The organism is Synechococcus sp. R55.4 (assembly GCF_047461935.1).
Classification (GTDB): domain Bacteria; phylum Cyanobacteriota; class Cyanobacteriia; order Thermostichales; family Thermostichaceae; genus Thermostichus.
In genome coordinates, this window is the sequence record NZ_JANSIF010000063.1 from 1 (window position 1) to 17,852 (window position 17,852).

Annotated in this window: 12 protein-coding genes and 1 pseudogene; 5 read left to right on the plus strand and 8 right to left on the minus strand. The window is 59.1% G+C overall.

From position 1 onward, the window contains the following. Positions 1-195: 195 nt before the first annotated feature. Entirely contained in the window at positions 196-1,749 is a 1,554-nt protein-coding gene (zwf, locus tag NW842_RS12610) for a glucose-6-phosphate dehydrogenase (RefSeq protein WP_011433572.1), read from the minus strand. Positions 1,750-1,786: 37 nt separating this feature from the next. After that, positions 1,787-2,785 (minus strand): class 1 fructose-bisphosphatase, encoded by a 999-nt coding sequence (gene fbp, locus NW842_RS12615; RefSeq protein ID WP_011433573.1) that lies wholly within the window; start codon positions 2,783-2,785, stop codon positions 1,787-1,789. Positions 2,786-3,143: 358 nt separating this feature from the next. Between fbp and ilvD the strand changes: the two genes are divergently transcribed. Beyond that, positions 3,144-4,841, plus strand: coding sequence for a dihydroxy-acid dehydratase (ilvD, locus tag NW842_RS12620; protein WP_414418166.1), 1,698 nt, complete (start codon positions 3,144-3,146; stop codon positions 4,839-4,841). Between the two features lie 166 nt (positions 4,842-5,007). Here ilvD and NW842_RS12625 read toward each other — a convergent pair whose 3' ends face one another. From NW842_RS12625 to NW842_RS12635, 3 genes are all read right to left on the minus strand, one after another. Then, the gene (locus tag NW842_RS12625; RefSeq protein WP_414418158.1) at positions 5,008-7,056 is read right to left on the minus strand and encodes a PhoX family protein; all 2,049 of its coding nucleotides are present in this window, start codon (positions 7,054-7,056) and stop codon (positions 5,008-5,010) included. A gap of 243 nt (positions 7,057-7,299) precedes the next feature. Continuing rightward, positions 7,300-8,748, minus strand: a complete 1,449-nt coding sequence (locus tag NW842_RS12630) for a DUF2079 domain-containing protein (protein WP_414418159.1) — start codon at positions 8,746-8,748, stop codon at positions 7,300-7,302. Between the two features lie 181 nt (positions 8,749-8,929). After that, a complete protein-coding gene (locus NW842_RS12635; protein WP_414418160.1) occupies positions 8,930-10,063 on the minus strand; it encodes an anhydro-N-acetylmuramic acid kinase in 1,134 nt (377 codons plus the stop codon). A gap of 109 nt (positions 10,064-10,172) precedes the next feature. Between NW842_RS12635 and NW842_RS12640 the strand changes: the two genes are divergently transcribed. The 3 genes from NW842_RS12640 (at position 10,173) to fmt (ending at position 13,762) form a co-directional block, all read left to right on the plus strand. Further along, positions 10,173-11,897, plus strand: a complete 1,725-nt coding sequence (locus NW842_RS12640; protein WP_414418161.1) for an electron transfer flavoprotein — start codon at positions 10,173-10,175, stop codon at positions 11,895-11,897. 160 nt (positions 11,898-12,057) lie between these two features. Next, positions 12,058-12,768, plus strand: a complete 711-nt coding sequence (locus tag NW842_RS12645; RefSeq protein ID WP_414418162.1) for a hypothetical protein — start codon at positions 12,058-12,060, stop codon at positions 12,766-12,768. 25 nt (positions 12,769-12,793) lie between these two features. Continuing rightward, the gene (gene fmt, locus NW842_RS12650) at positions 12,794-13,762 is read left to right on the plus strand and encodes a methionyl-tRNA formyltransferase (RefSeq protein WP_414418163.1); all 969 of its coding nucleotides are present in this window, start codon (positions 12,794-12,796) and stop codon (positions 13,760-13,762) included. 128 nt (positions 13,763-13,890) lie between these two features. Here the strand turns inward: fmt and radC are convergent, their stop codons facing one another. The 3 genes from radC to NW842_RS12665 are packed head-to-tail and all read right to left on the minus strand — an operon-like array spanning position 13,891 to position 17,432. After that, positions 13,891-14,622 (minus strand): RadC family protein, encoded by a 732-nt coding sequence (radC, locus tag NW842_RS12655; protein WP_414418164.1) that lies wholly within the window; start codon positions 14,620-14,622, stop codon positions 13,891-13,893. A 7-nt stretch (positions 14,623-14,629) separates the two neighbouring features. Continuing rightward, positions 14,630-16,375, minus strand: coding sequence for an ArnT family glycosyltransferase (locus NW842_RS12660; RefSeq protein ID WP_414418165.1), 1,746 nt, complete (start codon positions 16,373-16,375; stop codon positions 14,630-14,632). Beyond that, complete coding sequence (locus NW842_RS12665) at positions 16,368-17,432, minus strand: CIA30 family protein (protein ID WP_414375214.1); 1,065 nt, start codon at positions 17,430-17,432, stop codon at positions 16,368-16,370. The genes NW842_RS12660 and NW842_RS12665 overlap by 8 nt, the downstream gene beginning before the upstream one ends. A 120-nt stretch (positions 17,433-17,552) precedes the next feature. Here NW842_RS12665 and NW842_RS12670 point away from each other — a divergent pair. Then, positions 17,553-17,852: pseudogene (locus NW842_RS12670) on the plus strand (RNA-guided endonuclease TnpB family protein); the annotation flags it as partial.

Sequence of the window (17,852 nt, forward strand, 5' to 3'; positions counted from 1 at the left end):
GGTAGTAATCCGTACTGAACATATTATACATTATTTTCAGTATAGTTGAGCTTATTATTGACTAGAGTCATGCTCTTCTGCAGCGGCCATTTGAAAGGGCTCTTGAGCTGCTCATGCTCTTCTGCCTGTTGCTGAGGGTGCCCCGGCTTACACAGAGGTGGATAGGCCATGGTTTACCAGCCGAGAGCAGCCAAATCAGAGGCGCCGCCACCGCCGCCCCGATTGGGTGAGCAGATCTTCGGCAGCCTTTGGCCCCCAAGTGCCGGCCTCATAGGTGAACAGAGGCGGTGCAGCACCGCCGCCATTGCCGCTGCCGGGCTCCGATTCCCAGGCCGATAACACCGGCGTCACCACCCGCCAGGCCGCTTCAACCTCATCGGCACGGGTAAACAGCGTTGGATCTCCCAACAGACAATCCAGGAGCAGGCGATCGTAAGCATCCGGTGTACTCGCTCCAAAAGCCGTCCCATAGCGGAAATCCATGTCCACCGAGCGGGTGCGGATCTCTGGCCCCGGCATCTTGGCCTCAAAGCGCAACGAGATGCCCTCATTGGGTTGGATGCGCAGCACCAGGATGTTGGGACTCACCTCCCGAGCTGCCGATTGGAACAGGGAAAGGGGCACCTGCTTAAAGTGAATGGCCACCTCCGAAACCTTCTTGGGCAGGCGTTTCCCAGTGCGCAAGTAGAAGGGCACCCCCTTCCACCGCCAAGTATCACACTCCAGTTTCAGAGCGACGTAGGTGGGGGTTTTGGACTGGGGATTGACATTGGGCTCCTGCCGATAGCCCAGCACCGGCTTGCCGGCAATCCAGCCAGGGCCGTACTGCGCCCGCACCGCTGCGGCTGCCACATTGCGGGGATCCGCTAGGCGGGTGGCCTGCAGCACCTTGGTCTTTTCGTTGCGCACCCCATCGCTGCGCAGTGAGACAGGTGGCTCCATGGCCGTCAGGCAATAGATCTGCATTAGGTGGTTTTGCACCATGTCTCGCAGGGCGCCGGCAGTGTCGTAGTAGCCGGCCCGATCCTCCACCCCCACCGTCTCCGCCACGGTGATCTGCACATGGTCGATGTAGTTGCGGTTCCAGAGAGGCTCGAAAATGGCGTTGGCAAAGCGGAAGACCAGCAGGTTTTGCACCGTCTCTTTGCCCAAGTAGTGATCAATGCGGTAGATCTGCTCTTCCTGGCAAATTCGCTGCACAAGGCGGTTGAGTTCCTGGGCCGAGGTGAGGTCGTGGCCAAAGGGCTTTTCGATCACCACCCGCGTTTTGGTCGGATCGGCCACCATACCGGCTGCCCCCAGCTGTTGGATGGCCTGGGCATAGAAGTCCGGCGCCACCGCCAGATAGAACACTCGGTTGCCGCGGGTGCCCCGCTCTTCGTCCAGCTGGCTGAGCAGCTGCTTTAGGCGCAGATAGCTCTCAGCATCTCCGATATCGAGGCGGCAATAGAACAGGCGGCTGGCGAAGTCCTGCCAGAGGGCCTCCGGCCCCAAGTCCTGGGGGGCAAACTCCTGCACGGCAGCCCGCATCTTTTCCCGATAAACCTCGTGAGTCCAATCGCGGCGGGCCACCCCCACCAAAGTAAACTCCGGCGGCAGCCGCCGCTGCCCAAACAGCCGGTAGTAGGCCGGGAGCAGCTTGCGGGCGGCCAGATCCCCAGAAGCGCCAAACTGCACCACAATGCAGGGATCCGGGGTGCGTTCTTGGTTGAGACCAACGCGAAGGGGGTTTTCTGCCAGGGTTACCATAGGCCAGCTTGGCTCAAAGAGAAGGATTGGGAAGAACCTAGGGCACCAGAGAACCCTCTAGGCAGCGCAGCACTTCTTCCACGTTCTCGCGGCTGCCGATGATAAGGGGCACCCGTTGGTGGAGAGATTGGGGGACGATATCCAGGATGGCCTCGGTGCCAGTGGTGGCCGCCCCGCCCGCCTGCTCGGCCAGAAAAGCCAGGGGGTTGGCCTCGTACATCAGGCGCAGCTTGCCCTCCGGTTTTTTCTGGGTGCCGGGATAGAGGTAAACTCCGCCCTGCAGGAGAATGCGGTGAAAATCCGCCACCAGAGCGCCGCTGTAACGGGAGATGTAGCCATCGCGGCGGTGAACATACCGGACATAGTTCTGGATCCCTTCGCTCCACTGGCAAAAATAGCCCTCGTTGAGGCTGTAGACGGAGCCGCGTTCAGGAATGCGGATGTCGCTGCGGGAGAGGATAAATTCCCCCAAGCTGGGATCCAACGTAAAACCGTGTACCCCCTTGCCGACGGAATAGACCAATTGGGTGCTGGGGCCGTAGAGAATATATCCCGCAGCCAGTTGGCGACGGCCCGGTTGCAGCAGGTCTTGGTTGTCCGCTTCCGGGCGATCCTCAAGAGGGTGAAGGACGGAGAAGATGGAGCCGACGCTGAGGTTGGCGTCAATGTTGGAGGATCCATCCAGGGGATCGATCATCAGGGCCAGGCGGCTGAGGGAGCAGTTTTCCGGCAGGCGAGCCGGGGTTTTCATCTCTTCCGAGACCAGCCGACACACCAGGCCCGTTTGCTCCAAAGCGCGAATGAAGGCCCGGTTGGCATAGTCATCCATCTGTTGCTGTTCTTCCCCTTGGACATTGAGGCTGCCGGTAACCCCCAGCGCCCCTTCGATCAGTCCTGCCTGACTCAGCCGCCGGGCAATCATCTTGCCGGCCAGGGCAATGCGGTTCATCAGGGCGCTGAAGTCTTGGGCCTCTGCCGTAAAACTGCCAAACTGCTGTAAAACATGACGGGAGAGGGTGAGCACATCCCGCAACATCTCCCGTGAGGACTCCGTCCCGCTAACGCGGTCGGCACTGCTGGGCACTGCAGGCGAGGGGAGAGGAGAGCTGAGAACCATACGAGGCTTCGCCAACACGAAGGGGAAACACCAACACCCAGGATCCCTGGCCCCCATGTCTTGACTCGGTCTCGCTAACGCGATTGGAACCTGGGATCCCTTCTATTAGGTAGGCTGGCCGATTCCTGGCGCAGGTGCAGACAACTTACAGAGTTGCTTCAGATTTGGTTTGGATCCCTCTTGCCGGCAGAGCTAGTGTTCCCCCGAAGAGAGGCGGTAGGATGAGTTCTAGCCGTTTTCTTCCTTGCCCACTTCCTCTCGATTCCCTCTGGCAATGATGGCCAATTCTCCGCTCCCACTGCGCAGCCAAGTGGTTACCCAGGGAGTACAGCGCTCCCCCAACCGCGCCATGCTCAGGGCCGTAGGCTTTCGCGACGAAGACTTCGGCAAGCCCATCGTCGGCATTGCCAACGCCCACAGCACCCTCACCCCCTGCAACATCGGGATCCAAACTCTGGCGGAGCGGGCGGAGGCGGCTCTGAAGGCAGCGGGCTGTATGCCCCAGGTGTTCGGCACCATCACCATCAGCGATGGCATTTCCATGGGCACGGAGGGGATGAAATACTCCCTGGTGTCGCGGGAAGTGATTGCCGATTCCATCGAGACGGTGGTCAACGGCCAGAGCATGGATGGCCTCTTGGCCATCGGCGGCTGCGACAAGAATATGCCGGGGGCGATGATTGCCATGGCCCGCCTCAATGTGCCCTCGATCTTCGTCTACGGCGGCACCATCAAGCCGGGTCACTACAATGGCCGCGACCTCACCATCGTCAGCGCTTTTGAAGCCGTAGGGGAGTTCAGTGCCGGGCGCATCTCCGAGGAAGAGCTGCTGGCGGTGGAGCGCCATGCCTGTCCCGGTGCCGGATCCTGCGGCGGCATGTACACGGCCAACACCATGTCCAGCGCGTTTGAGGCCATGGGGATGAGCCTGCCCTACTCCTCCACCATGGCTGCAGAAGACGAAGAGAAAGCCGAAAGTGCCGCCCAATCGGCCAAGGTCTTGGCAGAGGCCATCAAAGCCAACCTCCGCCCCCGCGACATCATCACCCGTAAAAGCATTGAAAATGCCATCTCGGTGATCATGGCCGTAGGGGGATCCACCAACGCCGTGCTCCACTTTCTGGCCATTGCCCATGCGGCAGAAGTGCCCCTCACCCTAGAGGATTTCGAGACCATTCGTGCTCGCGTGCCTGTCCTCTGCGATCTCAAGCCTTCAGGGCGGTTTGTGGCCACCGACCTGCACCGGGCCGGCGGGATCCCCCAGGTGATGAAAATGCTGCTCAACCACGGCCTGCTGCACGGGGACTGCCTCACCATCTCCGGCCAGACCATCGTCGAAGTCCTGCGGGATGTGCCGGACGAGCCTAGCCCGGATCAGGAGGTGATCCGCCCTTGGCACAGCCCCCTGTATCCCCAAGGGCATCTGGCCATCCTCAAGGGGAATCTGGCTCCCGAAGGAGCAGTAGCCAAGATTACCGGCGTCAAGAACCCGAAAATTACCGGGCCGGCGCGGGTCTTCGATTCAGAGGAGTCCTGCCTGCAGGCCATCCTCTCCGGCCAGATCCGAGCAGGGGATGTGGTGGTCATCCGCTACGAAGGCCCCAAAGGTGGCCCCGGCATGCGGGAGATGCTCTCGCCCACTTCGGCCATCATCGGCGCCGGCTTGGGGGATAGCGTTGGCCTGATCACCGATGGCCGCTTCTCCGGCGGCACCTACGGCATGGTAGTGGGCCATGTGGCTCCCGAAGCCTATGTGGGGGGCACGATTGCCCTGGTGGAGGAAGGGGATCTCATCACCATTAATGCCCCGGCTCGCCAGTTGCACTTGCATGTGAGCGAAGAAGAGCTGGCCCGCCGCCGCGCCCGCTGGTCTCCTCCTGAGCCTCGCTACAAACGGGGCACCCTAGCCAAGTACGCCAAGCTGGTCTCCAGCAGCAGCCTGGGAGCAGTGACGGATTTGAACCTGTGGGATTAATTTCCCTCACCCCCGGCTCGTCTCCCAGAGGGAGAATTGGTACTTGAGAGATAGCTCCAGATTCCTGACCCTGCAGGGATCAGCCTTGCTGGGTTAAGTGCAAGAAAGCGGCAGAGAGAAGGGATCCCTGCCGCTGGGTTTTATGGGCTGACGGCCTCAGAGACAACTAGGTACCGATGATCCCGCCGTCATTTTTGGTGATCACCACCACCGCCGAGCGGGGGTAGAGATTGGGGTCGTAGTCTGGCCAGCGGGAATTGACCTTGCCGGCAGCAAAGTCGTCCTCGCTGGTGCTGGCGCCTGGGTGCTGCACGTTGATGAACATGGTGCGCTGATCGGGAGTGGTGACCACACCGGTGATCTCCTGCCCAATCGGCCCGGTCAAGAAGCGGCGAATTTCCCCTGTATCCGGATCGGCAGCCAACATTTGGTTATTGCCAAAAGGAGCAAAATCCCCTTGGTTGAGATTGCTTTCGCTGGTGTCGGTCTGGATCCAGAGGCGACGGCTGGCATCGAACCACAGACCATCGGGAGAGTTGAAGATGTTATCTGCATTGAGGGGTTGACCTGATAGGGTGCGGCTATCTTCCGGCGGCCCGGCCAAGACAAAGAGATCCCACTCGAAACGGGTGGCTTGAGGCCGGTCGTTGGCTTCCTTCCAGCGGATGATGTGGCCCCACTTGTTTTTGGGACGGGGGTTGGCAGCGTTCACCTGGTCTTGTTCCCGACGGCTGTTGTTGGTCAGGGTGAAGTAGACCATGCGGGTTTGCGGATCCACCGCTCCCCACTCAGGCCGGTCCATTTTAGTAGCACCGACAAAATCCGCCGCCGTGCGGGTATTCACCAACACATCTGCTTGGCTGGTGAAGCCGTTTTCCGGGGTTAGACCGTTTTTCCCAAACACCAGCGGCAGCCACTCCCCTGTGCCATCTTCGTTGAACTTGGCCACATACAGGGTGCCATTGTCCAACAGATGTCCACCCGCCGTTTCCTTGCGGTAGGGCTCGGCAGAGACGTACTTGTAGATGTACTCAAAGCGGGCATCGTCCCCCATATAGGCCACAATCGGCTGGCCTTCCACCGGCGGCTGAAACACCACGCCTTCGTGGGCGAAGCGGCCCAGAGCGGTGCGCTTCTTGGGAGTGCTGCTGGGATCAAAAGGATCGATCTCCACCACCCAGCCAAAGGTGTTGGGCTCATTGCGGTAGTCTTGGGTGGCATCCGCAGCGGTGGGGGTGGCATTGAAGCGGATGAACTCGTCCGCCTTGTTGCTGGCCAGCTCCCAGCCGTAGCGAGAAGTCTCGGTGCTCACGCCGTAGCGCTTGTGCTCCCGGGGCAGGTTGGGCTTTTGGTCGGGGCCTTTGCTGGTGTTGCTAAAGTAGCCCGCCCAGTTCTCCTCACAGGTGAGGTAGGTATTCCAGGGAGTGACGCCGTGGGCGCAGTTGTTCAAAGTACCCCGGGTCATTGTGCCTTCAGGGCTGAACTTGGTTTTCACGAAGTCGGATCCCCGCACAGGCCCGTGGATCTCCATGAGGGTGAGGCCGGTAATGCGGCGGTTGAGGCGATCCCGCACCACAGTCCAGTTGCCGTCCCCCTGCTGCTTGATGTGGACAATGCTCACCCCGTGGGCGTTCAGCTCTTTGAGTACTTGATCGGGATCGCGGCTGCCGTCGGGATTGACCGGATAGTCCTCGTCGTCAAACTTTTGCCCCTTGGCGGCAGCGTGCATGAAGCGCGGCTCCACATACTCGTGGTTGAACACCAACAAGCCCTCATCAGAGCGGCCCTGCCAGGGATCCTTCCCATCAATGGGGAAGAAGTGCATGCCGTCGTGGTGGCTGCCCACCTGCATCCCTTGCTCGGCGCCGGTGTTTTCCAGCTTGAACTGTGGGTAGGTGCCGGTGATGGGGGTACCCCAGGCCAGCAGCGGTCGAGCCGTGTAGCCTTCGGGCACCACCACTTTGTCTTCTGCACTCACGGGGATCGCCTTGAAGCCCAGCAAGGAGCTGCCGCTGGCCGCTTTGGCAGATTTGGAAGCGCCGTTTAGCGCCGGCAGGCCGAAAAAGGTGGCCACTGCCGCCGCAATGCCGCCCTGCAGCACTTGGCGCCGCTGCAGGCGGGTTTCCAGAATGCTGCTGAAGGTAGGGTTGGGCGAATGATTGCACAGAGGCTCGTCCCCATGACGGAGCCGGGGGCCATGCGGATTGCTATTCACTTTGGTTCTCCTCTTCTCTTGTCTTGTCGGTCTTCTAGAAGCTAGATGTTTTACAAAAAACATCTATTCCCCGCGTGACTGTTTTCACGCATAAGGATAGGCACTACAAAACTAGTGGCTGGAAGTTAAGGAGAGACCAAGCCCAGGTTAAGCCTTGCCGATTTGGAGAATTTCTTTAGATCGACGTAACAATTTTTTTTAACGATTTGTTGCGATGAGGCAGGGCATTGCTGCGGCTGCCTGTCAGGATCTTTCTCGTAGCCTGGAGAACAGATACACCCCATCGCGATGGTAGAGAAGTCGAAATGAGGTTTCGTTTTGTAAAGCGGCAATCAGGGTCTGGGAGAACTCTGGGCTGCTGCGCCACCCCGGATGGCGGCTGTTGAGCAAGACATAATCAAAGGGATCCCATTGAGAAGGCGGGGATCCATTGAAGCGGCCCTCGTCTGTAAAGTAGATTACAGGTCGCTGGGTGAGGTGAGGGCTGATCTCGTGGGTGGTGAGGACGCCCCCTTGGGTGGTGATCTGGGCAAGAGCCTGTCGGGTTGCCTGCCAAGTGTCCAGGGAGCTGAGATAAATCGAGCCGAAAAAGGTGTATTTCCCCAAGGCCAAAAAGGCCAGCGAAGACCAGATCAGGGGCAGTTTTCCATCTTTTATAAAATGGCTCTGGAAGAGGTGATTTTTCACATTCTCGATGACAGCTAAGAACAAGAAAGGAACGATAGGCAAAGCGTACTGATGCACCAGATCTCGATAGGCGGGGTTGCTGGAGAGTATATTCAAACCCAGGGTAGGCAGGGCAGGGATCCAGGGATCCCAGTGTCGCCAAGAGAGACCCCAAGCCAAAGGCGCAACCAATAAAAATCCATAAAACAGGGTGTCCAGAGAGAAGACTTTGCTCAAAACCAACATCGGTCTCAAGATTAAACCTTGAACAATTTCCGCAACAGAATTCCCTAGATAGTCGTAATGAGAAACGGCTGCCGGCTCGCTGCCGCTGAAGTGAGGAATGACCCCAAAAGTGGCTATCCCAAACCAAGCTGATCCTGCTGCAATTGCCGTCCAGCCCCCCACTTGGCATCGCCATTGCCAGCGTTCTTGAATTCGTCCTCTTTCCCAAAGCAACAGCCAGGCTCCCAGGGCGACAACATTGAGAGACAACACTGCTTTACAGCCGAGGATGCCGCTCAAACAGAGAAGGAATCCCCACAATTTTCCAGAGCGAATGCAGAGCACAGCCGCCAAGAAAAGGGGAACGGCCAAAACCTCTGGATGAAAATCAAAAAGGTTGGCGTTAAAAATGGCCGGATAGAGAAGATAGGCTGTGGCAATCACCATCACTTGGCTAGGATCGACCTTGGCCTGAAGTGCAAGGTGATAAATAGCCAATGCTCCCAAGGTTAACGCCAGGGATTGGAGCCCAAACAGCCAATAGACCGAGGGGACAATGCGGTACAAAAAGCTGATGGGATAGAGAATAAAGGCTGCGTGGTCTCCCAAGATGTGGATCCCTCGAATGGTCGAAAACGGAACCTCTCCCCGACTGATTAGATAGATGGATTGGTCGAAGATGCCAAGATCATATCCTCCAGACTGAAACAGGTGATGCCGGACAACACTACAGCCAAAGAGAATGAAGAAATTAAAAATCATGATTGCCAGCAGAAGTGGAGGCAGAGGACGATCCTTCATAAGAACTAGGGCTTTTGATTTATAGATCTTGGCAAGGTAACTTTATCGCTTTTCTCAGCCTTGCGTGACATCCTAGCGAGATCTGGATTCGGCAGAGGCTCCGCCGCAATTCCGGACATTTCTCTTTCCTCGGGAGTATGAGGAATAGCTCAAGCTTGTTGGAGATAACGATACAGATGAGTTAGGACTGGTTACGACAAGAGGGTGTGATTTGGCCCAAGATGGCAGCATGTCTTGCCCCAGTTGCTTCCGGTAAATTGTTGGTCTTACCTTGCCAGGTTTTATAGGCCAATACCGCGAAGGCAAGGGCCTCTTTGGCCTTAGAAGGGATCCCCACTTGGTCGGAAGTCAACAGGGTTGTGGTCGGCAGTTGCTCCTGCAGCAGTCGCATAAGGACAGGGTTTTGGGTGCCGCCACCGCTGAGGATAACTTGATCTGGGATCCTAGGTAAAAAGTCCCTATAGGCTTGGGCAATGGAGCAGGCTGTGAACCCCGTGAGGGTGGCAATACAGTCGTGGGCGGATATAAATTGGGGCCAAATTCGCTCTAAATAAAGGGATCCAAAATACTCTCGGCCAGTGGTTTTGGGCGGTGCCTTTTGAAAATAGGGATCCCGCATCCATTCTGTAATTTTTTCCCAGTGGATCTGGCCTTGGGCAGCCCATTTTCCGTCGCGATCAAAGGCTTGTTGTCCTTGGCTGGCCCGCATCACCGCCAGATCGATCAAAATGTTGCCGGGGCCAGTGTCGAAGGCCAAGGGGGATCCCCCACTGCAGAGGCTGGGGAGATAGGTGAGGTTGGCAATGCCGCCGATGTTTTGGGCCACACGATGAAGGTGGGGATGCCTCAACAGCAGCCAATCCACAAAAGCTACCAAAGGTGCGCCTTGACCTCCTGCCGCCATGTCCCGCGCCCGAAAATTGCTCACCACCGGGATCCCGGTCAGCTCGGCAATCACCGCAGCTTCACCGATTTGCAAAGTCGAAGCTTCTGGCCCACTGGGGTTATGCCAAAGGGTTTGGCCATGGCTGCCGATGAGATCGATCTGTTGGGGGGTAAGATGGGCCGCCTGGATCCCTTGCAAGGCCGCTGCCGCAAAAGCTCGACCCAAGCGAAAGTTCAAGGTGCAGATGTGATCTACCGTGCCGGTTTTGGGATTCGCAGCCCGCAAAATCTCTGCCCGCAGCGTCGGGGAATAGGGGATTGTTTGGAAATGTATCAACTCCCACTGTAGGGAATCGTCGCCCTCGATGCGGACGATGGCTACATCGATCCCGTCTACAGAGGTGCCCGACATTAAGCCAATGACAATCATTTTGCTGGCGGCTCAACCAGAGGCTTGAGAAGGTCTAAAGTTTTGCCCCCTTTCCCCTTCCCCTTTTTAGGATACAGGCAGGGTATCCAGAGCTACCGTGTGGGGGACTATGAGTGAAGCCATCCGCTACGACCTTCTTTTGGTGGGGGGAAGCTCCTCCAACTTGATCTTGGCCCACCGCCTTTTGGATCTGGCCAAGCTCTCTGGGCTGAAAATCTCTATTGCCATTTTGGAAAAAGCCCGCCAATTCGGCGGTCACATCGTCAGTGGCGCCATCTGCAACCTCCAAGTGATCGCCAAGCTCTTCCCCGATTTTGAAAGCCAAGGATTTCCCCACGAAGGCCGGGTGGAAGCCAATCACTTGAGCGTGCTGGGATCCCAACAGCGCTGGGATCTGCCGGAAGCGGTGATCCCGCCGGGATTTCGCAAGCAGGGGCAGTTCATTCTCACCCTCAGCCACGTCATCCGTTGGCTGGCCGAAACCCTGCAGGAAAAAGCCAAAGGGATCCCAAATGTTACCCTCGATGTGTTCCCCGGCTTTGCCGCCCATGAAATCCTCTACGAGGGGGAGCGGGTGATTGGGGTGCGGGCGAGCGATTCTGGCCAAGTGTACGAAGACTGTATCTTTGCCGAACTCACCTGCTTTGGCGACAAAGGCTTCATTTCCAAAGATCTCATCGAGAAGTTTCAACTGCGCCCCAACCCGCAATTGTGGTCGGTGGGGGTCAAAGAGGTGTGGCAGATCCCCCAGTCCCTGCAGGGGCAGGTGTGGCATACCTTGGGCTACCCGGTTTTGGATGGCAGCTTCAGCGGGGGCTTTGTCTATGGCCTCAAAGACAATCGCCTGGCCTTAGGTCTGATCATCGGCCTCGACAGCAAGAACCCCAACCTTAACCCCCAGCAGCGTCTGCAGGAGTTCAAAGCTCACCCCTGGATCCAGTCCCTAATTGCTGGCGGCAGGTTGCTCAAATATGGGGCTGCCGTGATTCCCGAAGGGGGCTACCACAGCCTGCCCACCCGGTTTGGCGTTGAGGGAGCCCTGCTGTTGGGGGATGCGCTGGGGGTGTTGGATGTGGGCAGCTTGGCCGGGGTGGATAATGCCATGGAAACCGGCTATCTGGCGGCGGGCCTCATTCACGATGGCTTCTTGAAAGGGGATCTGCGCATCCAGGCCGACTACCAAAGGGCGGTGATGGAAAGTGCGGTGGGGCAAAACCTCTACCGCAGTCGCTATTTCCGCGAGGCTTTTCTGGAGAACTCCCGCTTGCTGGAAGAATACTTGCCTCAGGTGTGCCGCAGCGTCGATGCCGGCCATCCCTGGCTGGGATCCCTGCGCTGGGGTTTACAGGATCCCGTTCGCCGCGGACGAGAAACTCTGCGCGCCTACACCCTGCTCACCGGGCGGGTCAGCCCCAGCGAGCCACCCCCGCGAGGCTATGTGGCCCCCCACGCCGCCATTCAGGCGGATTTTGTGGCCCCCACAGCCCTGGCCCCCCAGGAATTGGCCGCTCGACCGGGCTATTTCTCGCGGCCCGATGCGGTTTTTTTTGCGGATCCCCGCTACCCCGAGGGTAACCGTCACATCCTGGAGTTCGACGCCGAAACCTGCCGCCGGTGCATCGCCACCTACGACAAGCTGAATCGCCCCACCCCCTGCGTGGCCGACTGCACAGCAGAGGTACACCACATCCGCGACCAACATGGGATCCGCTCCCATGCCATGTCTTTGGAAAACTGCATCCAGTGCCGCACCTGCGAGATCATCTGTCCCCACTTAAACTTGCGGGTCAACCCCAGCTACGAGGGATCCGGGCCGGATTTCTATGGGCTGTAGCCGTTGCTGAGGTTAACTCAGTTCGCTGCAGCTCGCCTGATCCTGGGGGTCTAGCAACTGAGGTGAATGGATCTGGCCATCTTGGCCGGCGATCCCAGGGATCCAAGCAACCTTGGAAATTGGCTAGGTTGGGTTAGGGCTTGTTGGAGATCTTTTGTCGGTGAGCGATTCTTTGGATGTCCAGGCTCCTCTGCCCGCTATCTTGGCCGATCTGCAAAAAGCCCTGGGATCCCTGGGGTTGGGCCATCTTCAGGTACAAGCGCGGCTTTCCGGCCACCGCCTGTTGCTGCGCCTAGAGGGGGATCCCTTGCCTGAGCCGAATGCTTTGCTGGAGAGCCTCTCGCCGGCCTTGGAGCAAATGGCGCTGACCCACAGGCAGCGTCAGGTGGAGCTGTTTGGCTTTCTGGCCAATGAAGGGATCCCAGAATGGCACTGCGAGTGGCGCTACCAGCCCCAGCCCAACCCCAACAGCCCTCTGTATCGCGCTCAGCGGGGGGATGAGGTGGCCATCCAGCAGGTGTTCAATTACCTGTTGCGTCCGGAAGGGATCCAAGCACGGGTTCATTTCCATCCCAAACTGGGCCTCCTGCAGGTGAACTTGCAGGCGGCAGAAGCCCCGGATCCGGATTGGGCTAGGGATTTTCTGCGGCGAGCCTTGACCCGTCTGGAATGGACTTTTTTGCAACGGCTGCGGCTTTCTGGGCAGAAACTGGGCTCTTTTTTCCCGGCCTGGAGCCAAGAGTTCGATCTCAAACAGCCTGCCTTTTGGCAGTCCCCGCAGGTGCCCTTGACCGGGCGATCCCCCATCTCAGAGAGAGAAATCTCTCCGCTGGATAAGCCGCCACCCCCTTCTCCTGCCGTCCTAGACTGAAGGACAGTGCTCGTTGGGGTTGGCCATGCGGGTTGTTTTTTTCGGCACGCCAGAGTTTGCCCTGCCTTCGCTGCAGATCCTGTTGCAGCCGCAATCCCCCTTTGAAGTGGTGGGATTGGTCTGTCAGCCGGATCGGCCCCAGGGGCGAGGGCAAAAGGTGCTCCCGCCCGCTACCAAAGTGTTGGCTCAAGCCCACGGGATCCCGGTGTGGCAGCCTGTCCGCCTGCGGCGGGATCCCCAAGTGCTGGCGGCTCTGGAGGCGCTGGCTGCCGATGTGTTTGTGGTGGTGGCCTACGGCCAGATCTTGCCCCTGACGGTGTTGCAGATGCCCAAGCTGGGCTGTGTGAATGTGCATGGATCCCTCCTGCCCGCCTATCGTGGCGCTGCCCCCATCCAGTGGGCTATTGCCAACGGCGAAACCGAGACCGGCGTGACCACCATGCTCATGGATGAGGGAATGGATACGGGGGCCATCCTGCTCCAGGCCAAGCTACCCATTGGGCCAGAGCAAACCAGCCTAGAATTGGCACCCCAACTGGCTCAACTGGGGGCAGAACTCTTGGTGGAAACGCTCTTGAAATTGGAGAAAGGGGAACTCACCCCTATTCCTCAGGATGGATCCCGGGCAACCTACGCCCCTTTGCTCAAAAAACAAGACTTTCACCTCGACTGGCAGCGCCCTGCCCAGGCCTTGCACAACCAAATCCGCGCCTTTTCTCCCGACTGTTTCACCAGTTTGAGGGGGCAGCGGATCAAAATTGTCCGCTCTGCCTCTCCTCAGTTGCACCCACCCCCTGGCGATCTCCCCCAAGGCAGCCCTGGCGAGGTGGTGGGATTGGCCAGGGGAGAAGGGATCTACGTAGCCACAGGAGAGGGATCCCTGTTGATCCGGCGGGCGCAGCTGCCCGGCAGAAAAGAACAATCGGCTTGGGACTTGGTCAATGGCGGCCAGCTCAAGGTGGGAATGCGCTTTGAGCCGCTGCCCAATTCTTGAGAGCCCACACACAGGGATCCCTTGGGCGTGGTCAACCCAAATGGTGGTGAATAAATGGTGGCGAATACAGTAATGAATGAAACATTTCCGTTGCATTACTCCCCTCTCCCTCTGGGAGAGGGTGAGGCTTACTCCGGCTGGGGAAACTCCTGCCAAAGGGTGGTGCGTTGGCGCAAGCTGAGGAACTGTCCGCCGCCCAAGATGAGGTGGTCCAAAACCGGGATCTGCAGCAGCTGCCCCGCCTGCAAGAGTTGCCGGGTGAGGGCAAGGTCTTCTGGGCTGGGATCCAAGCTGCCGGAAGGGTGGTTGTGGGCCACCAGGATGCGGCTGGCTCCTTGCTTGATGGCGCTGCGGAAGGTTTCCCGCGGATGGGTGAGGGTTTCGGTGGCTGTCCCCCGGGTTACGATCTGCTGGCCAATGAGGCGGTGCTTGATATCTAGGTGCAAAACGGCAAAATGCTCCTGGGTCTCCCACATCAGGTCGCCGCTCAGGGCCATGGCTGCCTGTTCCGGCGACTCGATCACCGTGCGTTCTGGCGGACGACTCAAAAACACCCGTCGTCCCAGCTCGATGGCGGCCAACACTGTGGCTGCCTTGGCCGGGCCAATGCCTTCGATCTGGATCAGCTCTCCGGCTTCCACCTGGCGCAACTGGGCCAAGGGATCCCCTTGGGCTTCCAATTTTTTCAGGAGCAACTGGGCGAGGCCGACTGCCGAGAGCTTGCCTGGCCCCTGGCCAGTGTTGAGCAAGATGGCCAGCAGCTCGGCGTGGGAGAGGTGCCTTGCCCCTTGGCTGAGCAGCCGCTCGCGGGGACGATCTTGGGCAGGAATATCGCTGATGCGCAGCACGTACTGGCTCATCTGGGGCCTAGGGAGGAGAAGAGGTTTTTTTCAACAGCCAAAAGGGACTGCGGCGCTCGACGACCCGCCAAGATCCCAGAATGGCTGCCTGCTCGCCCTCGGGAGCTGTAAGTTCAGCTACAAAGGGATCCCAGGTAACCAGGTAGTCGGGCGCCTGCCCCTGGGCTTGCCAGTCGGCCAGCTCTTCTGGGCTGGCGGCGTAGGGAACCTGCAGCGGGCCATAAAAATAGGGTACAAAAGAGCGAAAGCCGTACAGGCCCACCGTTCCAGAGAGAGCCGGCTGGGCGTTGTTTTCGGAAGTGGCAAACTGCCGGAAAAAGTGGACGGCTCCTCCCTGGGTGTGTTGCAGCAGGCGGGGGAAGACCCAGCACCAGGCCAGTTGGGCGCTCAGTCCCGTGGCCAAGAGCAAAACTGTCCAGCCCCAAGCCCGCCGCCGTCCTCGACTCCAAAGGAGAATTCCCAGCAGCAGGATCGCGGCGGGGACGTAGGTCAACACCGGCCACTCCACCTCAGCCTGCAGGTATCCCAGCACCAAGCTGCTGGAAAAGTCGTCAGGGATGCCGGCAAAGACCCATGCTTGGACTAGCCCAGCGGGGTCCTGGGATCCCAGCCAGGGCAGCAACAGCCACAGGGCCAGCCAAAACAAGCCACTGAGCAGGATCCAGGCACTTTCCCAAAAACTGGGCCCTCTTTTCTCAGCAACCAGGCGCTGCAAGCGCAGGGCAGCAAAGTAGGCCCCAATGGGGTACAGCAGCGAGGTGTAGTGAACCAGCTTGGTTTGCACCAGCAGCGAAAACAGGGCCAGCACCACCCCAAAAGCCACCAACAGCAGAGATTCTGCCCGCCGAGTCAAATCCACCGAGCCCACGCTCCTGGGGATGGGCTGCAGGATCTCGGCCAAAGCCAAAGAACCCCAGGGAAAGCACCCCAGGGCAAAGGCCAACAGATGAAAATAAACCGGGCCGGGATGCCCATCTGAGCTGGTGAGGATGCGCCATTGGTAGCGCCCAAACTCTTCCACCCATTCTGGCCCCCGTTGCACCCCCTCCAACGCCAGCCAAGTGAGGGGAACAGCCACAGCTAGGCTGAGGAAAACCAGGCTCTCCCCCCATCGAAGGGGAGGATCCCGTTGCCAGAGCTTGTAGAGGATCCAGATAGCCAGGGGCAACACCAGCCCCACCGGCCCTTTGGCCAACACTGCCAAGCCCAGAGCCAGCGCCCCCACCGCCTTCCAAACCCGACCGGAGCACCCCACCCGACGCGCCTGATCCGCGGCCAACAGGGATCCCAGACCCACCCCCATCCCCAGATTCAACAGCGGGTCGATGAGGCCGGTTTTGTAAAAAAACAAGGGCAGGTAGCCCGTCAGCAGTAGGATCCCCCACAGGCAGCCAAACCCCACCCCACGCAGATGGGATCCCCACCCCACCAATAGCGCCACTGTGATCCCGCCCACCCAGGCATTGGGCAACCGCGCCGCCCATTCGTTCATCCCCAAAACAGCCATGGACAGGGCCTGCAGCCAAAAAAACAGGGGCGGCTTTTCAAAAAAGGGCTCCCCGTTGATCGCCAACGAGAGCGGATCCCCGCTGGCCAGCATCTGCCGCGCCAAGCTGGCGTAGATCAGCTCATCCCAGTCGAACAGGTAGGGGATCCCCTGCCCCCATAGGAGCCATAGCCCGGCCAAAAAACCCATCCCCAAGGCCCATCCCAGGGATCCTTTGAAAGGCAAGCAGGCCGGGAACCTAAGCATGGAAGGCCGCCCATCGTTCCACCCGGCCCACATTTTGAGGCGACCGCATCAGCCGCAGCAACTGGGCTGCCAGAGCGGATCCCTCCATCTCCGCCGGAATTTCCACCCCACACCAACGGCTGGAGCTACCCTGCAGGGCAGCTATCCACTCCGGGGCAAGGGATCCCCGCGCCACCCCGATCAATTGCGGCAGAGGCTCCCGACGATACAGCCCAATCCAGCGCAAGCCCAGTTGAAAAGGCCCCGGTCGGAAACGGGGGTTCAAGCGGCCATCCGCCTCAAACTTGCTCAACATCACCTGCAGAGAGCAGATCTGGCGAGTATTGAGCGCAGGAGCCGAAGGCACAAGGCGGGCGCGGAACGTGGCAACCATCTCCGCAAAGGGGATCTGAACGGTCTGCTCTTCTCCCGGCGCAGTGTCGAACGCATAGCCGTAGGCGGGGCTGTCCCAGCCGCCTTGATCCCGCAGTAAGACCTTATACCGCTGCCCATCCCCTCGCAGGCGCAGCTCCAGACCGGCAAACCCCGACAAGTCCAGCGGCGGCTGCCAATTGCGGGTGCGCGTGGAAACAAACCCCCCAAAGTTGGCCGTGGAAACTTGCCCTGTAAACAGAAGCTGCCCCTCCCCCCACTGCAACTGGCTTTGGCTCACCCCTCCCATGACCACATCGTCCAAAATGCCCCAAAACCGGTTCAGATCTGGGTTGGGCCGGCGAAAGTCGAACAGCATTCGCTCCGTTTGCCCACTGCTGCGCAATTGCTCCAGATAAGCCTTGGCTGTTGGCGGATCCTCCAAACCCAGGATCACCGTTGCCGTCGCCCAATCTGGTGTCTGGCTCACCTCCACGCCCTGCTGCCGCAGCGCCTCCGCCAACCCGTCAGGCAAACCTTCCCCCACTACCCCCACCTGGATAGGAGCCGACTCGGCAAGAGAAGGTGGCACACAATCATCCTCCACGGCCTGGAACCCATTCTGAACCCAACGCCACACCTCCGCCAAAGGCAGGGCCTCATAGTAGGTGAGTGTGTTCCAGAACCGCCCCAGATCCCAAGGCATGAGTCTACCTCGTCTCTTCAGCTAGAAGCCGCAGGAGCCCCGCCTTCTGCCCGCAGGTCGAGGGCCGGGAAGAATCCGAGGAGAATACAATAATCAATATCAATACAATATAACAAGGCCATGACCCAAGTCCTGACCGTTTCCTGCAAGCTCAAGGTGTCTGAGTCGCAAGCCGCAAAATTGGATGCGACCTTGGATGCTTTCCTCCAGGCGTTGAACTGGGTAACCAAAACACACCCGAGAAGGTAGTTAACGCAGTCAAACTCCAATCTCTGTGCTACCACCAAATCCGTGCCCGGTTCGGCTTGTCCAGTAATTTGGCTCAACAGGTCTGCAGACAGACAGCGTCTGCCCGCAAGGTGGCACAACAGAAAAACCGCCCGGTCAAAGCGTTCAAGGGCGGCTTTGCTACCTATGATG